Origin of the sequence: Bacillus sp. 7884-1, from assembly GCF_002272245.1 — a bacterium.
GTDB lineage: Bacteria > Bacillota > Bacilli > Bacillales > Cytobacillaceae > Neobacillus.
In genome coordinates this window covers 1-15,799 of sequence record NZ_NPDD01000206.1, presented here as the reverse complement: position 1 = coordinate 15,799, position 15,799 = coordinate 1, and the positions used below count along the sequence as shown (strand labels likewise).

Below are 15,799 nucleotides of genomic sequence, written 5' to 3'. Positions count from 1 at the left end.
CATTCCCCTTTTTATATCCTGCTATATAGCCAATTCGTAGATTGCCTGAGCGTAAATAGCGGTGGCTTTTAATAAGTCATCGATTTCAATATACTCATCTTTTTGGTGGGCAATGTCTGGTCTTCCTGGAAATAAGGGGCCAAATGCCACGCCTGATTTTAATGAACGTGCGTACGTACCGCCGCCAATCGCTATTAAATATGACTTTTCTCCCGTCTGTTCTTCATATACCTTTTTCAAGGTTTGAATTAAGAATTCATTTTCATCTACATAATGCGGCTTTGTATCTTTGAACTTATTAATCGCAAAGCCGTTTACCTCAAAAAGTTCATCCAGCTTTTTCTTCGTTTCATCGAATTTATTTGTAACTGAGTATCTGCAGGTCAACCCTACACTGCCACCTGATTGACGAGAATATGAAAGTTTCCCAGGATTGATTGTTAATTCACCTGAAACTTCATCAGAGTATACGACACCAAGGCTCACTCCTCTGGAATCATTAAAGAAATAGCGGGAAACGAATTTGAAATAATCTGCAGCTGATGGATTTAAATCTAGTTTTGAAAGAAACTCTCCTAAAAATAACCCCGCATTAATTCCCTTCTTAGGCTCCATTCCATGTGCAGATACCCCCTTAACCTCTAGAATTAACTCTCCGTTTTCTACATGTGACTGGTGTTCCAATTCATGTTTCTTCATGAAATCTGTGAATCTCTGTACAACATCCATTTGATTTCCAATGATGTTTAGTGTCACCGTGGCATGGTCAGGAACCATGTTATACCGTTTTCCGGAGGTAAAGCTTAGAACTTCAATATTACCTTTTCCCTCTTCCTCAACAGGCAGTTTCTGAACGATATCAATATCAGCAATACCTTTTTCAGCATTTATAATTGGAAAGTCAGCATCAGGTGCAAAACCTAGAGTAGGCATTTCTTCATTCTCAAAATAGTGATCTACACATCTCCAGTCGCTTTCTTCATCGGTTCCGACAATCATTCTGATACGCTTATTTACAGGCAATCCGAGTTCCTTGACTATTTTCATCGCGTAATAGGCAGCCATTGTTGGCCCCTTATCATCAACGGCACCACGAGCAAATATTTTACCCTCACGAATTTCAGCAGCAAAAGGGTCACTCGTCCAGCCATCACCTTCTGGGACTACATCAACATGACATAAGATACCTAGTAATTCCTCCCCTTCTCCAAATTCTAGATGGCCCGCTAAGTTTCCAACATTCTTCGGAATAAACCCATCCTTTTCACCAAGAGAGAGCATAAAATCTAATGCTTCTTTTACACCTTTTCCAAGAGGAGCATCTGGAAAAGTATTTTCTTCATCTAATAGACTCTTTATATGTAATAAATTCTGGGTGTCTTTTAACAAGTCATCTTTTCTTTTTTCTACTTCATCCATCCAATTAATCTTCGACAATTCTGTTATCCCCCTAAAACCTGCATTTGTTATTTATATCCATGCAGATATTTTATCAATAATCACTAAAAAAACGAAATAATATCCGTAATGGGCTACACAATAAATTTACTAAAAATTCAATTAATTTGTCATAATCTTAACATTAATAACCATAGACTATAGTTAGAATCATGCAAAGGGGGAGAAAAACCGAACGATAATTGTTAAGATAAGATGATTTTTATGTAAAATATTCTCTAATGGTGGAAATTTTCAGAAATTACGGGTACAATATATGTAAGTCATCAGGGTATCCACTGCAACTATCTATTAATAAAAGGAGTTGTCTGCGGAAAGAAAATTACATACTAATCAAAGAGGCTGTCGGTAGCAGGATATTGCCATAGGTTTGAAAAAAGGATAGGGAGTGGTTTTTTGAAACCTTCGACTAACCGGATGTTAAACCGCATCAAATGCATCTACATGTTTATTCGTAATAAAGGCACAGTCACGACGCAAGAACTTGTAGAGGAATTTGGTATCACTCCTCGCACCATACAACGAGATTTAAATGTCTTAGCCTATAATGACTTGGTAATAAGCCCAAGCCGCGGAAAATGGACGACAACACAAAAGAAAGTAAAGATGTCTTCGTAATATATGGATAAACAAACAATAAAAGCAAACAAGCACGCGAATATTTCGTGTGCTTGTTTGTTTTTTTTTATAAAATAAGGTTGAATATCTATTATTATATGATATATTAGTATAACACTTTAGCACTTAAAAGCGTTTATGCAAGTGAGTAATAATTTAATAATAAAGGCAGGACAACATGGAAAATAATCAGCATGAACTAAAAAAAGGATTACTGCCAAGGCATGTACAGTTTATTGCATTAGCTGGCATGATTGGCACAGGAATTTTCAAAGGTAGTTCCGATACGTTAAGTATTGCGGGACCTAGTGTTATCTTCACATATCTAATCGGGGGACTATTATTGTTCATTGTAATGGCTGCTTTAGGCGAGATGGCCATCGCTTTTCCTAATCACAATGTACAATTGCTACTTTACAGAGCATTTGGATTTAAGCTTTCTTTTTTAACTGGTTGGCTTTATTGGATTAACTGGATCATTGTTATTACCGTTGAATTATTGGCAGCGGGAAGTTTTCTGCAATTTTGGTATCCTTCAATGCCACTTTGGTTTCTTAGTTTGATATGTGCAGCGGTTATTATTGCAATCAATTTATTCCCTGTAAAATATTATGGAGAACTCGAGTTTTGGTTCGCAGGAATTAAAATAATCGCATTAGTTGCTTTTATCATATTAGGTGCTTTCATTATTTTTGGTATTTTGCCAAGCAATATTGAGGAACCTCTAGCAAACTACACCGCGCATGGCGGGTTTTTCCCCCATGGAGTGAGCGGAATGCTTAGTGCCTTTTTAGTTGTTATGTTTTCTTATGGCGGGGCTGAGTTAATTGGGGTTGCCGTAACAGAGACTAAAGACGCAGAGCGTGTCATGCCAAGTATCATTAAAGGTGCAGTTTGGAGGGTAATAATTTTTTATATCTTCCCTATTTTAATTATTTGCGGTATTATGCCTTGGAATCAAGTTACTGGTCAAGACAGTCCATTCGTGCAGGTGTTTAACATTACTGGACTGCCAGGTGCAGCCCATGTAATGAATTTCATTCTATTAACTGCCGTACTTTCTGCTGCGAATTCGGGTATATATGCAACATCGCGAACACTATTTTCAATGGCAAAAAGCGGAGTAGCCCCTAAAGGATTGATGAAAACCTCTAGAAATGGAATACCCATCATTGGACTCATGATCACAACAATTTGTCTATTAGTTGGTGTTTTCCTAGCTTACGTTAGTCCAAGCAATATCATTAGTTATCTTATGACCATCCCTGGTTTCACGATTATGATGGTTTGGATAGGGATTTGTTCAGCCCATTTAAAGCTGAGACCGCAGTATAAGGTTAAGCCTTCTTTTCAGGTTAAATGGTTTCCATTTACAACAGGCATCGCTATCTTAGCGTTAAGTCTAATCTTTATTGGGTTTATTTTAAATCCAAACAATTTAATTGGCTCAACCGTTTCCCTTATAATAGTTGGAATGCTAGTAGTCCTATCATTTATGGCTAAGAAAAAGTGATATCCGTTTTGGATATCACTTTTTTTGTTATTCATCCTCTTTAAAAAGCTCATGGAGAAATCTTTTTCTATTTTCCAAAAAATATTTTGTAATAGTATAATGGTCTGTATCTTCATAGCTGATTTTTGAAATTTGACCGTGGTCGAAGCTATAGATGTCTGCTTCTGGATACCCTAATAGAATTGGAGAATGTGTGGCGATGATGAACTGGGCATCTCCTTGTGTTTCAAGGTCATGGATGATTTTCAAGAGGGTTAATTGCCTTGCAGGAGATAATGCAGCCTCTGGTTCGTCTAACAGGTAAATAGCTTCCCCGCTAAATCGATTTAAAAATAGTGACAAAAAGGATTCTCCGTGCGATTGTTGCAGCAACGATTTTCCACCATAATCTTTAAATCCATTCTCATCCACTTCATCAATATGGGTAGCAAAATGATAAAAAGATTCTGCACGTAAAAAGAAACCATTCGTTACTTTTGGCATCCAGGAGAGTCTAAGGTACTCAGTGAGTTCTGAATCAGATTCATAAACATCATAATTATTATTTCTGCCGCCGCCCGCTGTGTTAAAGCCGCATTTGTCCGCTATTGCTTCTAATAAAGTAGATTTACCAGATCCATTTTCGCCTACAAAAAAGGTAACATTACTATCTAACCTGATTTCACTGAAGCTTGCAATTGATGGAATAGAAAAGGGATAGTGGTTAATGGTTGGCATTTTTTCTTTTAATAAAGAAACTTTTTTTAAAAACATAATACTCTCCTACTAGATAAAATCATTTCCTTTGAATACCATTTTACACCATCGACACAAAAAAGCAGCCTTACTTTTTCGTAAGGTTGCTGCGAACTTTCTTTTTGGCTATGATTCGACATATGATAGCGATAAGTAATACAGTCATTTATTGCACAATATTTTTGCCATAAAAAATTTCGTCCATTTCCAGCTTTATTCTCTCGGTAATTTCAATTAGTTCTTCTGGATGTAAGGTTTCTTTTTTATAGCCAAATAAATAGTTGTTTAAATCAAATTCCCGAAGCTTACATTTTGTATGAAAGATATTTTCTTGATACACATTTACGTCAATCATGTCGAATAATTCGCCAACATCCTCGGGAATATAATTTTGGATTGAGCTAATCTCATGATCGATAAATAATTTATATCCATCCTTATCTCTTGTAAAACCGCGGACACGGTAATCAATCGTCATGACGTCTGTTTCAAACGAACGAATAAGATAATGCAGAGCTTTTAGTGGTGAAATTTCTCCGCAGGTTGATACATCAACGTCTGCCCTGAACGTACTAATTCCTTCATCCGGGTGATATTCAGGATATGTATGAACCGTAATATGACTCTTATCTAACTGCATGACGACCGATTCTGGCAGTGGTCCTGGTGACTCCTCAAAATGTTCTGAAGGGGCATTTTCAACAGGGCCCTCTGAGACAAGAAGAGTAACACTTGCACCTGCAGGTTCAAAATCTTGACTCGCTACATTTAACACATGTGCCCCAATAATGTCCGATACATGAGTTAATATCTTTTGTAATCTTTCGGCGCTGTATTGCTCATCAATATATTTTAAATACGCCTCACGCTCTTCCCTTGATCGGGTGTAACAAATATCGTACATATTAAAGCTTAACGATTTGGTCAAATTATTAAAACCATGTAGTTCAATGGTTTCCTTTGGTGTCAGTTTCAAGTTGCTTCCCCCTTTGGATTTTCAGGAATGCGGGACAGTGTAGTAAATATTTTTAGATTACCCATTTTCATTAATTGTTACTTATTTTTATTACATTTAAATTTGTTATTTATAATAATTATAATTTAATATTTACTTTTATATAATACGTGTTATAATTAATTCAGATAAAAAATTAGGAGGAATGAACAATGACGCAAACAATGACACTAGAACAAGTGATGAATCAACAACTCGCAAACTGGAATGTACTATACACAAAACTACATCGATTCCACTGGTATGTAAAAGGACCACACTTCTTTACCTTACATGCAAAATTTGAAGAATTGTACGAAGAAGCTGCAGGAACAATCGATGAAGTAGCTGAGCGATTATTAATTGTGGGTGGGATGCCCATTTCAACACTAAAGGAATACATCCAATATGCCACTATTGAAGAAACCTCTGAGAATTTAACAGCAGAAGAAATGGTGCAAACCATTGTAAATGATTACTCTCAGATTATTTCGGAATTAAATAGCGGTAAAGCAGCAGCAGAACAGGTGAATGACGAGGTAACGAGTGATATGTTTACTGAGTTAATTGAAAAACTAAGCAAGCATAATTGGATGTTAACATCCTTCCTACAAGCTTAGAATAAAATAGGACAAGGCATTTGCCTTGTCCTATTGCTATTATACCACTTGGTATTCCTTTAATAATTCTACTTCTTCATCGGTTAGTTCCCGGTACTCTCCAAGCTCGAGCGTTTCGTCTAATGGCAATGGCCCCATGGAAATCCGTTTCAAGTAAATGACCTTTTTTCCAACAGCTTCGAACATTCTTTTCACTTGATGGAACTTTCCCTCGGTTATCGTCAGCTCAATGTCGGAACGAATACCAGATTTTAAAATTTTCAACTTACCAGGCTTTGCTTCGTACCCATCATCGAGGGTAACTCCCTCTGCAAAAGACTTTACGTCTTCATCCGTTACTTCTTGGTCTATCACGGCAAAATAGGTCTTAGGAACATGTTTTTTGGGTGATAACAGCCTATGGGCTAATTGTCCATCATTTGTAATTAGCAACAAACCTTCCGTATCTTTATCCAACCTTCCGACCGGGAATGGCTCATAAACCTGGTCTTCGAGTTCCAGTAAGTCGATTACTGTTTCCCCAACACTGTCCTCAGTTGCTGACAATACCCCTTGTGGTTTGTTCATCATTAAGTAGATAAACTCTCTATATTCAATGATTTCTCCATTTAACGTAACAATATGTTTAGCTGTATCTACGTGCTGTTTTGCATCCTTCACAATTACATCATCAATTTTGACTGCACCGCTTTTTAGAAGCTGCTTCACTTCTTTTCGGCTGCCATAGCCAAGATTAGCTAGCATTTTATCAATTCTCAAAGCCTGATCCTCCTTCATTTTTAGGAGTTAATTCGTTAATCTTAATTTTCGCTTTAGACGGTCAACCCTGTCACCAAATAGTCTGTTTACAAGTCCGGATTTTAATCCTAAGTAAAAATAGATTACCGCTCCAATGGCTGCACAAACGAAAATAATTAAAAATGACTGAAACTTAGATGCTGGAGTTAGAAATAACAAGAGCAGCTGATAAACCATTTCCGTCCCTGCCCACATGATTCCAGCAAAAATAACGATTAACAAGCTCCTTCTCCAAACAAATAAGAATGGGTATTTTGCATAATTTTTTATAACCACTAATTGAATCAATATGGCTCCAATGTATCCAAGCGCCGTTGCGTACACCGCACCTTTTGTTTCAAACATAGTAATCAGGGAAATATTCAGCGACAATTTTATCAGTAATCCTACTAACAAACTTAATACTGTCCATCGTTGTTCATTAATTCCCTGCAGAATGGAACTCGTTACTAAAAATAATGAAAAAAGAATTCCAACTGGCGCATAGGCTTTTAGTACTTCATATCCAATCTCCTTGTGCTCATAAAAAACAGTGTAGATTGGCTCTGCTAATAGAGAAAGCCCGATTGCCGCAGGCAGTGTTAAGAACAATAACACTTGAAAAGTCTGATTTAATTGCTGCTTAAGCCCTTTCTGATCATTATCCACAAAAGCCTTTGTGATACTTGGAACAAGAGCCAGCGAGAACCCTGTCGCAAGGGAAACAGGGATAATAACTATTTTATGTGATTCAAAATTTAGAATGGAGAATGCTGCTTCGGCTGCTTTATAACTGTGACCAATATCCTGCATTGCCCGTGAAAAGGTAACTTGGTCAATCGCTTGAAATAATGGATTAGCAATCCCAACAAATACAAAGGGAGCTGCATAGACAAGGATTTCCTTATAAATTTCTCTTAACGAAACCTGTACTTCCCCTTTATCATGTTGGAGCAGCTGGTCTAAGTGTGGTTTCCGTTTATACCAATACCAAAATAAAACCACCAGACTCCCAATTGCCCCAACAAACGCGGCAAAGGTTGCCACACTTACAGCTGTTACAATACTTCCATTTAAAAAATTTATGACGATATAGGCTCCTGCAAGTGTGAAGGCAATCCGAACAATCTGCTCCACTACTTGAGAAACAGCGGACGGTCCCATCGATTGATGTCCTTGAAAGAATCCTCTAATTAAACTCATGAACGGAATAACAATCAAGGCAAAACTTACAGCGCGGATAACCGTAATAATATCCTTTGCCCTTGAGCCGACATCCTCTTTTTTGGTGATAATCATGTCAGCTATAAGCGGTGCTGAAAAATACAGTATTAAAAAAGAAACAATACCAGTCAATAGCATCATGACTAGTCCAGATTTAAACAATTTACGGCCAACCGCATATTCTTCGAGTGCATTATATTTTGAAATGAATTTTGAAACGGCAAGCGGCACTCCGGCCGTGGCGATACTTATAAAGATTGTGTAGGGTATATATGAATATTGATACAATGCTGTTCCTTCTGAACCTACAATTTGATAAAAGGGTATAACATATAGTAAGCCAAGAACCTTGGATATAATCGTACCCAATGTTAAAATAAATGTTCCTCTTATAAGCTTAGACGACATAAAATTAGAATCCCTTCCTAGTGAAGAAAAAGTTTGTGCGCATGTGAGCAAAGTTTATAACGGCTATTTTTGCACACTATTAGTAGTTTACATCTTCTTGAACTCCGATGCTACTAACAACCTTGCAAATTTTTTAAATAAGTTAATGTTTCGTTTTCTTTTCAATCATAGTGTTTATAATGGAATAATGAGTTGAAAATCGATTTTTATCGAATATAAATAAAGTTGGTGGAAGTATGATATACGATGTTGTTGTTATTGGAGGCGGACCTTCAGGTTTAATGGCCGCGATTGCTGCTGGTGAAAAGGGATTAAAGGTCCTGCTAATTGATAAAGGAGACAAGCTTGGCAGGAAGCTCGCCATTTCTGGCGGCGGCCGCTGTAATGTTACCAATCGACTCCCTATTGAGGAAATTATCAAGCACTTACCTGGTAACGGGAAATTTTTATACAGTGCCTTTTCTATTTTTAGTAATGAAGATATTATTAAGTTCTTTGAAAAGTTAGGAATTGAGTTAAAGGAGGAGGACCACGGCCGGATGTTCCCTGTATCTAATAAAGCACAATCTGTCGTGGATGCCCTATTAGATCAATTAGAGAAGCTAAAGGTCAAAGTATACACAAATAGCCCAGTTGCAGACATTACTTATAAAGAAGGACATGTATCTTCCGTGATATTAAAAAACGGTACTGAAATTGAAACAAAATCTATTGTCATTGCAGTCGGGGGTAAATCTGTTCCCCATACAGGCTCAACTGGAGATGGCTATGCATGGGCCAAGAAAGCCGGGCATACCATTACAGAACTGTTTCCGACTGAGGTGCCTGTCACCTCAAATGAACCTTTTATCAAAAACAAATCACTTCAAGGTCTATCATTAAGAGATATTGAGCTAAGTGTCTTGAATCCAAAAGGAAAAGCCATAATTTCACATCGGATGGATATGATTTTTACCCATTTTGGGCTCAGTGGTCCCGCTGTCCTTCGCTGTAGTCAATTTGTGGTTAAAGCCATGAAAAAGTGGAAACTAAATGAGGTTTCGATGACCTTAGATGTAATACCCGATAAAAAGGAAGAAGATTTTTTTCAAGAAATTGTGAAACTGGTTAAAAGCGAGCCAAAAAAAAGCATTAAAAATACCTTAAAAGGACTTGTCCCTGAACGTTATCTTTTGTTTCTATTAGAACAGAATGATATTGATCCTTCCGAACAGGGTGCAACGATTTCCAATGAAAAAATTCGTACCTTTGTGAAAAGCTGCAAGCAATTCTTAATTAAAGTAAATGGTACTTTACCGCTGGAGAAAGCATTTGTAACTGGCGGCGGTGTTTCAGTTAAAGAAATTGAACCGCAGACAATGGCATCAAAATTGATGGAGGGCCTCTACTTTTGTGGCGAAATTCTTGATGTCCATGGGTATACCGGTGGATATAATATTACTTCAGCGTTAGTTACGGGGAGACTGGCAGGAACTAATGCTGCACTTACCGCTAAAAAACAATATCAGGCCTAATACCTTATTAGGCCCGATAGATTATCATTGCCGAAAAACAATAGATTTGCTCTTCTTCCTCATCCTCTGTTATGGCAGCTACATTATACTTAATATCCATTAACTGCTTTTCATCAATTCCTTTTAAAAAGCGGTTCATTTCCTTTTCTAGATCCTTTTCATGCTCACGGTCAAACAACTTTACCTGAATCATATGAATCTCCCTTTCTGTTTTTATTTTCATTATTTCCATCTTTTCAGAAAATTAAAAATAAAGGGTATAAAAAAAACGATTCCGCTTTGGAATCGTTTATTTTGTTTCCCCCGTCCATTCAAGCATGCCGCCAATCATATTGCGAACCTTGTATCCTTGGCCCTGTAGATAATAGCAGACATTTTCACTTCTTCGGCTGGAGCGGCAAATGAAGATGTATTCTTTTTCTTTGTCAAAATAATCAAGATTAGCAGGAATCTCGCCCATGCGGATATGCTTTGCACCTGGGATCATTCCTTGCTCTACCTCTTCATGTTCTCTAACATCAACAAGCTCAAGTTTTTCCCCATGCTCGAGCTTTTTCTGTAATTCTTCTGGCGTAATAATCTGGATTTCTTCCATCTTTCCCACCCCTTTGAAAGGTTACCCCCTTGAATAAAGGGGGCTTACTCAAAATTAATTTGCTACGATATTAACAAGTTTACCCGGAACAGTAATGACTTTGCGAATGGTTTTCCCTTCGATTTGTTCCTTTACTCGATCATCATCCATTGCAATACCTTCTAATGCTTCTTTACTAGCGTCTGTTGGTACTTTAAGCTTCGTCTTTACTTTTCCGTTCACTTGGATAACAATTTCAACTTCATCATCAACTAATTTAGCTTCATCATATGCTGGCCAAGTTTCGTATGAAATAGTACCGCTGAAACCAAGTTTCTCCCAAAGTTCTTCTGCAACATGCGGGGCAACCGGGGCAAGCATTTTAACAAACCCTTCCATATAACGCTTTGGAAGAACAGTTGATTTATAAGCTTCATTAATAAACACCATCATTTGTGAAATCGCGGTATTAAATCTCAAGCCCTCATAATCCTCTGTTACCTTTTTCACGGTTTGGTGATATACCTTTTCTAAATTCGAGGCTTCTTCGTTCTCCTGAATTTTTGGATTTAACTCTCCATTTTCCTCCACCAACAAGCGCCAGATACGATCTAAGAAACGACGAGATCCATCAAGACCATTTGTAGACCAGGCAATGGAAGCATCAAGTGGTCCCATGAACATTTCATACAAGCGCAGTGTATCGGCACCATGACTGTCAACGATATCATCAGGATTTACAACATTTCCTTTTGACTTACTCATTTTTTCATTGTTTTCACCTAAAATCATTCCTTGGTTGAAAAGTTTTTGGAATGGTTCTTTAGTTGCTACAACTCCGATATCATAAAGAACTTTATGCCAGAAACGAGCGTAAAGTAAGTGAAGAACAGCATGCTCCGCTCCGCCAATATATACGTCAACTGGAAGCCAGTGATCTAATTTTTCTTTTGAAGCAAGTGCTTGATCATTTTTCGGATCAATATAGCGTAAATAATACCAGCAGCTGCCTGCCCATTGCGGCATAGTATTTGTTTCACGACGACCCTTCTTGCCTGTTGCTGGATCAACAACATTCACCCAATCCTCAATTACAGCAAGAGGTGATTCTCCCGTTCCAGAAGGTTTGATGTTGGTTGTTTTCGGTAAGGTTAATGGAAGCTGATCTTCTGGTACTGCTGTCATCGTGCCATCTTCCCAATGGATAATTGGAATCGGCTCACCCCAATAACGCTGGCGGCTGAACAGCCAATCGCGTAAACGGAAGGTTACTTTTTTCGTACCAATTCCCTTTTCTTCCAACCAAGAAATCATCTTGGTAATACCTTCTTCTTTATTTAAGCCATTTAAGAAATCAGAATTGATATGTTCACCATCACCTGTGTAAGGCTCAACTTCAACGTCACCGCCTGCAACCACTGCTTTAATAGGAAGATTAAATTGCTTCGCAAATTCATAGTCGCGCTCATCATGTGCAGGTACCGCCATGATTGCTCCTGTGCCATAGCTTACTAATACATAATCCGCAATCCAGATTGGCATTTTCTCACCATTTACTGGGTTAATTGCATATGCTCCAGTAAAGACACCAGTTTTTTCTTTTGCAAGATCGGTACGTTCAAGGTCACTCTTTGTTTTAACTTTATTTAAATAAGCCTCAACTGCTTCTCGTTGCTCTGACGTTGTAATCTTATTAACAAAGGAATGTTCAGGAGCAAGCACTGCATACGTAGCACCAAACAGCGTATCAGGACGAGTGGTAAACACAGTGAAAGTTTCATCATGTCCATCAATAGCAAAGGTTACTTCAGCACCTTCCGAACGGCCGATCCAGTTGCGTTGCATTTCTTTAAGGCTCTCTGGCCAGTCAAGTTCTTCTAAGTCCTCAAGTAAACGGTCACCATAGGCCGTTATTTTTAACATCCACTGCTTCATTGGACGGCGTTCAACCGGATGCCCTCCGCGTTCACTCTTACCATCAATTACTTCTTCGTTTGCCAATACTGTGCCAAGTGCCGGGCACCAGTTAACAGCTACTTCATCAATATAAGCAAGACCCTTTTCCCATAGCTTTAGGAAAATCCATTGCGTCCATTTATAGTACTCTTGATCGGTTGTATTTACTTCTCGATCCCAGTCATATGAAAAACCTAATGATTTAATCTGTCTGCGGAACGTGTTAATATTCTTCTCTGTGAACTCTGCAGGATCATTTCCAGTATCCAATGCATATTGCTCAGCAGGTAAACCGAATGCATCCCAACCCATTGGATGTAACACATTGTATCCCTGCATTCTCTTTAAACGTGCAAGAATATCTGTAGCGGTATAGCCTTCAGGGTGACCAACATGTAGTCCTGCTCCCGATGGATATGGAAACATATCTAATGCGTAGAATTTTGGTTTATCAAATTCTTCACTCGTTTTAAATGTTTTTTCTTCTTCCCATTTCTTCTGCCACTTTTTCTCGATATGCTGATGATTGAAACTCATATAGTGTTTCCTCCTAAAAAAAATTAAAAAAACCCCTCATCCCAAAAGGGACGAGAGGATTGTCTATGTATCTTCCCGCGGTACCACCCACATTAGTGTTGTAAACACTCGCTTCATTCACCCTTAACGCGGAATACGGCAAACATTACTATTCTTTCATGTTTGCAACTCATAGGCGAGTTCATGATGTACCCGGTTGACTTCCACCAGCCGTCAACTCTCTAATAAACGGGTATCATTCATTACTACTCCTACTCACTGTCATTAAATATAAAAAGTATTACGGTTATTGTATTAAATTTCCCAGCAGTATGCAAGTAACATTCACTCAAATCAGTTTGTCCTAGAGGATTTATTTTTAAACATAAAATACCGGACTCATCATGAGACCGGCAAATTTTCATCTGATAATTTTTTTTCTGATTTTAAAATCCGATCATACGTAAGGGTGGTTACAATCGCGATAAAAAATAAGCCAATTAAGACAAAGAATAGTACTGACATACTATACAAATCAACGAGTACTCCACCTAGTAATGGTCCAACCATTCTTCCTCCGGTGGCGGTACTATTGACAATCCCTTGATAAAACCCTTCGCGCCCCTTTGGAGCTAAGCCAAAGGCGATTGTTGGTACGGCCGGCCAAATAAACATTTCGCCAATGGTTAATATAATCATGGCTACGAGAAATCCTGAAAATGCACTTGCATTTCCTGCTATAAGGAAAGAAACAATAAAAATAGCAATCCCGATGAGGATTTGTACCTTCAGTGTGGCAGCAAGACGCTTAAGCAAACCATTTAATAATGGCTGACCAAGTACAATTAATGTTCCATTTATCGTCCATAGTAGGCTGTATTGCGATAATGATATTTGAATTTCCTGAGTATAAGAAGAAATCGTTGTCATCCATTGAACATAGCCAACCCAGCAAAGCAAATAACCTGCACATAAAATCAATAAAGCATGGAGATTTTTTCGACCTTTTACAAGTGCTGCATCCTGTAGGCTATTCGCCTGTTTAGCCGAATCAGATGAAATCCCTTTATAGCCAAAAACAGCGATTAATAAAAAGATAATATATGTAACCGTGTTAGCAAGGAAGATTAATTCAAATGAGTAATCGGCAAGAATGCCGCCAAGTGCGGCTCCGACCGCTACCCCAAGGTTTTGCGCAATATAAACGGCGTTAAAGGCTTTACGTCCGCCTTCCTTCCAAACCATTCCCGCCATCGCATACATGGCTGGAAAAGTGACTCCACTACCAAATCCAATAATGGTAAGGAATACAATATATTCCGGCCAGCCATGCCAGAACGTTAACCCAATTAGGGCTGAAAGGGAGATACATATTCCTAGAAGTATAGATTTGTAGCCGCCGATTTTATCAAAAAGACTGCCGCCAAAAAGATTTCCAATAACGCTTGCAGCAGAGTTTAGCATTAAAACTACACCTGCAATCGATAATGACTTTCCTAAATGATTGTGAATATAGATTGTATTTAAAGGCCATAAAAAAGAGGTGCCAGTTACATTCACTGCCATCCCAATGATTAACAGCCATAAGCCACGTGGCATGAAAAACGCTCCTTTACAATAACGATAACAAGTTCCAAAAATACATTTTAGACCTATTAAAGATTCCTGGCAATCTTTTTCTTGCAGTGATTAAATATTAATCTTGTATAATTGGATAAAATTACATAAAATGAAAATATAGTTTTTCAAAATAATATTAAGGACGTGAGATATGATCATTCAACAGCGGCCAGAACCTTTAGAAATATTAATTTTGCGCTTATTATTTGAACGACTTGTGTTACCAGACAACAATATTACTTCTAGTGAAAAAGGCTACGAAGGGGAGTTGAGGAGTGACAAATGGTTAGAAAACCTCACCGACAATTGGCTCGTGTTACATGGATTATTATTAGAAAATCACGGGTCTAGGTTTCAAATCGATACGTTAATTATTGCACACGAAAAGATTTACATTTTAGACGTGAAAAATTACGAAGGTGACTACTACCTCGAAGATGATAAATGGTTTACCAAAACCAATTCCAATCTCAAAAACCCACTGCACCAGCTGATAAGATGTGAAACGCTGCTTCGAAAATTACTCCTAGAACTTGGTTACAATTATCCGATTGAATCCTATCTAATCTTTAATAACCCCGAGTTTCATCTATACACGACTACATTTAATCCATCCATTGTTTTTCCAGCACAATTAAATCGCTTTTTGAAAATACTAAACACACATCCTTTAAAACTAAATTCAAAGCATCTGAAATTAGCAAACCAATTAGCTTCTCTTCATATAGTTGAATCTCCTTATACGCGATTACCTCCTTACACGTTTGAACAAATAAAAAAGGGACTCTTATGCCCAGATTGTCGTACAGTTTTTCTAGAAGTTTGTAATGGTATATTTATTTGCGGACATTGCGGATGTCGGGAAAGCGTAGATGCCGCTGTAATGAGGAATGTGAAGGAATATAGAATGCTTTTTCCTGATCGAAAAATCACAACAAAGCATATCTTTGAATGGTGTGGTTATGTTTTATCTAAAAAGACTATTCGAAGGATTTTATTAAAGCACTATAGACTAATTGGACACAGTGTATCTTCTCACTATATCTAACCTATAGGTTTTATATTAAAAGAAGCGGTTAGCCGGATTTTTCAGGTTATCTGCTTCTTTGTTTTCCCTAATAACCATCTACTTGTCATCAGACAGTGGCTCTGGTTCCCGCTCAACCTCTTTTTCCTTTTTCACGGGAATCAGAGAACGGCTCTGATTCCCGCTTAACCCCTTTTTCCTTCTTCACGGGCATCAGACAGCCGCTCTGATTCCCGCTCAACTCC

General features: G+C 38.0%; 14 protein-coding genes and 1 other annotated feature. Of the genes, 5 read left to right on the top strand and 9 right to left on the bottom strand.

Going from position 1 to position 15,799, the window contains the following annotated elements; all coding sequences use genetic code 11:
* Positions 1–21 precede the first annotated feature (21 nt).
* On the bottom strand, positions 22–1,437 hold the full coding sequence (pepV, locus tag CHI06_RS22700) for a dipeptidase PepV (protein ID WP_095250838.1): 1,416 nt from the start codon (positions 1,435–1,437) through the stop codon (positions 22–24).
* 417 nt (positions 1,438–1,854) lie between these two features.
* Between pepV and CHI06_RS22695 the strand changes: the two genes are divergently transcribed.
* The gene (locus tag CHI06_RS22695) at positions 1,855–2,076 is read left to right on the top strand and encodes a DeoR family transcriptional regulator (RefSeq protein WP_063252171.1); all 222 of its coding nucleotides are present in this window, start codon (positions 1,855–1,857) and stop codon (positions 2,074–2,076) included.
* Between the two features lie 178 nt (positions 2,077–2,254).
* Positions 2,255–3,589, top strand: coding sequence for an amino acid permease (locus CHI06_RS22690; RefSeq protein ID WP_095250837.1), 1,335 nt, complete (start codon positions 2,255–2,257; stop codon positions 3,587–3,589).
* Between the two features lie 27 nt (positions 3,590–3,616).
* On the opposite strand, the gene CHI06_RS22685 is transcribed toward CHI06_RS22690, so the two are convergent.
* Together CHI06_RS22685 and speD are read right to left on the bottom strand one after the other, a co-directional pair.
* A complete protein-coding gene (locus tag CHI06_RS22685) occupies positions 3,617–4,342 on the bottom strand; it encodes an AAA family ATPase (RefSeq protein ID WP_095250836.1) in 726 nt (241 codons plus the stop codon).
* 148 nt (positions 4,343–4,490) lie between these two features.
* Entirely contained in the window at positions 4,491–5,300 is an 810-nt protein-coding gene (gene speD / locus CHI06_RS22680; protein WP_095250835.1) for an adenosylmethionine decarboxylase, read from the bottom strand.
* 191 nt (positions 5,301–5,491) lie between these two features.
* On the opposite strand from speD, the gene CHI06_RS22675 reads away from it, so the two are divergent.
* A complete protein-coding gene (locus CHI06_RS22675) occupies positions 5,492–5,938 on the top strand; it encodes a Dps family protein (protein WP_206021197.1) in 447 nt (148 codons plus the stop codon).
* Positions 5,939–5,977: 39 nt separating this feature from the next.
* Here CHI06_RS22675 and CHI06_RS22670 read toward each other — a convergent pair whose 3' ends face one another.
* The gene (locus tag CHI06_RS22670; protein ID WP_095250834.1) at positions 5,978–6,697 is read right to left on the bottom strand and encodes a pseudouridine synthase; all 720 of its coding nucleotides are present in this window, start codon (positions 6,695–6,697) and stop codon (positions 5,978–5,980) included.
* A gap of 27 nt (positions 6,698–6,724) precedes the next feature.
* Positions 6,725–8,347 carry a putative polysaccharide biosynthesis protein gene (locus CHI06_RS22665; RefSeq protein WP_095250833.1) on the bottom strand — a complete coding sequence of 541 codons (1,623 nt, stop codon included), beginning with the start codon at positions 8,345–8,347 and terminating at the stop codon, positions 6,725–6,727.
* Positions 8,348–8,583: 236 nt separating this feature from the next.
* Here CHI06_RS22665 and CHI06_RS22660 point away from each other — a divergent pair, with 236 nt between their 5' ends.
* Positions 8,584–9,861, top strand: a complete 1,278-nt coding sequence (locus tag CHI06_RS22660) for an NAD(P)/FAD-dependent oxidoreductase (protein WP_095250832.1) — start codon at positions 8,584–8,586, stop codon at positions 9,859–9,861.
* 7 nt (positions 9,862–9,868) lie between these two features.
* Here the strand turns inward: CHI06_RS22660 and CHI06_RS22655 are convergent, their stop codons facing one another.
* The 4 genes from CHI06_RS22655 to CHI06_RS22640 form a co-directional block, all read right to left on the bottom strand.
* The gene (locus CHI06_RS22655; protein WP_095250855.1) at positions 9,869–10,054 is read right to left on the bottom strand and encodes a sporulation protein Cse60; all 186 of its coding nucleotides are present in this window, start codon (positions 10,052–10,054) and stop codon (positions 9,869–9,871) included.
* 96 nt (positions 10,055–10,150) lie between these two features.
* Positions 10,151–10,456, bottom strand: a complete 306-nt coding sequence (locus tag CHI06_RS22650) for a rhodanese-like domain-containing protein (RefSeq protein ID WP_095250831.1) — start codon at positions 10,454–10,456, stop codon at positions 10,151–10,153.
* Positions 10,457–10,510: 54 nt separating this feature from the next.
* On the bottom strand, positions 10,511–12,928 hold the full coding sequence (gene leuS / locus CHI06_RS22645) for a leucine--tRNA ligase (protein ID WP_095250830.1): 2,418 nt from the start codon (positions 12,926–12,928) through the stop codon (positions 10,511–10,513).
* Positions 12,929–12,971: 43 nt separating this feature from the next.
* Positions 12,972–13,196 (bottom strand) — a binding site (T-box leader).
* A 113-nt stretch (positions 13,197–13,309) separates the two neighbouring features.
* On the bottom strand, positions 13,310–14,506 hold the full coding sequence (locus CHI06_RS22640; protein ID WP_095250829.1) for an MDR family MFS transporter: 1,197 nt from the start codon (positions 14,504–14,506) through the stop codon (positions 13,310–13,312).
* Positions 14,507–14,678: 172 nt separating this feature from the next.
* On the opposite strand from CHI06_RS22640, the gene CHI06_RS22635 reads away from it, so the two are divergent.
* Entirely contained in the window at positions 14,679–15,575 is an 897-nt protein-coding gene (locus CHI06_RS22635; protein WP_095250828.1) for a nuclease-related domain-containing protein, read from the top strand.
* Positions 15,576–15,799 lie beyond the last annotated feature (224 nt).

Bases quoted from the DNA above. Each gene is read 5' to 3' on its own strand.
- CHI06_RS22635 (WP_095250828.1), top strand. From the start codon at position 14,679: ATGATCATTCAACAGCGGCCAGAACCTTTAGAAATATTAATTTTGCGC.
- CHI06_RS22660 (WP_095250832.1), top strand. From the start codon at position 8,584: ATGATATACGATGTTGTTGTTATTGGAGGCGGACCTTCAGGTTTAATG.
- CHI06_RS22650 (WP_095250831.1), bottom strand. From the start codon at position 10,456: ATGGAAGAAATCCAGATTATTACGCCAGAAGAATTACAGAAAAAGCTC.
- leuS (WP_095250830.1), bottom strand. From the start codon at position 12,928: ATGAGTTTCAATCATCAGCATATCGAGAAAAAGTGGCAGAAGAAATGG.
- CHI06_RS22640 (WP_095250829.1), bottom strand. From the start codon at position 14,506: ATGCCACGTGGCTTATGGCTGTTAATCATTGGGATGGCAGTGAATGTA.
- CHI06_RS22685 (WP_095250836.1), bottom strand. From the start codon at position 4,342: ATGTTTTTAAAAAAAGTTTCTTTATTAAAAGAAAAAATGCCAACCATT.
- CHI06_RS22675 (WP_206021197.1), top strand. From the start codon at position 5,492: ATGACGCAAACAATGACACTAGAACAAGTGATGAATCAACAACTCGCA.
- CHI06_RS22665 (WP_095250833.1), bottom strand. From the start codon at position 8,347: ATGTCGTCTAAGCTTATAAGAGGAACATTTATTTTAACATTGGGTACG.
- CHI06_RS22655 (WP_095250855.1), bottom strand. From the start codon at position 10,054: ATGATTCAGGTAAAGTTGTTTGACCGTGAGCATGAAAAGGATCTAGAA.
- CHI06_RS22690 (WP_095250837.1), top strand. From the start codon at position 2,255: ATGGAAAATAATCAGCATGAACTAAAAAAAGGATTACTGCCAAGGCAT.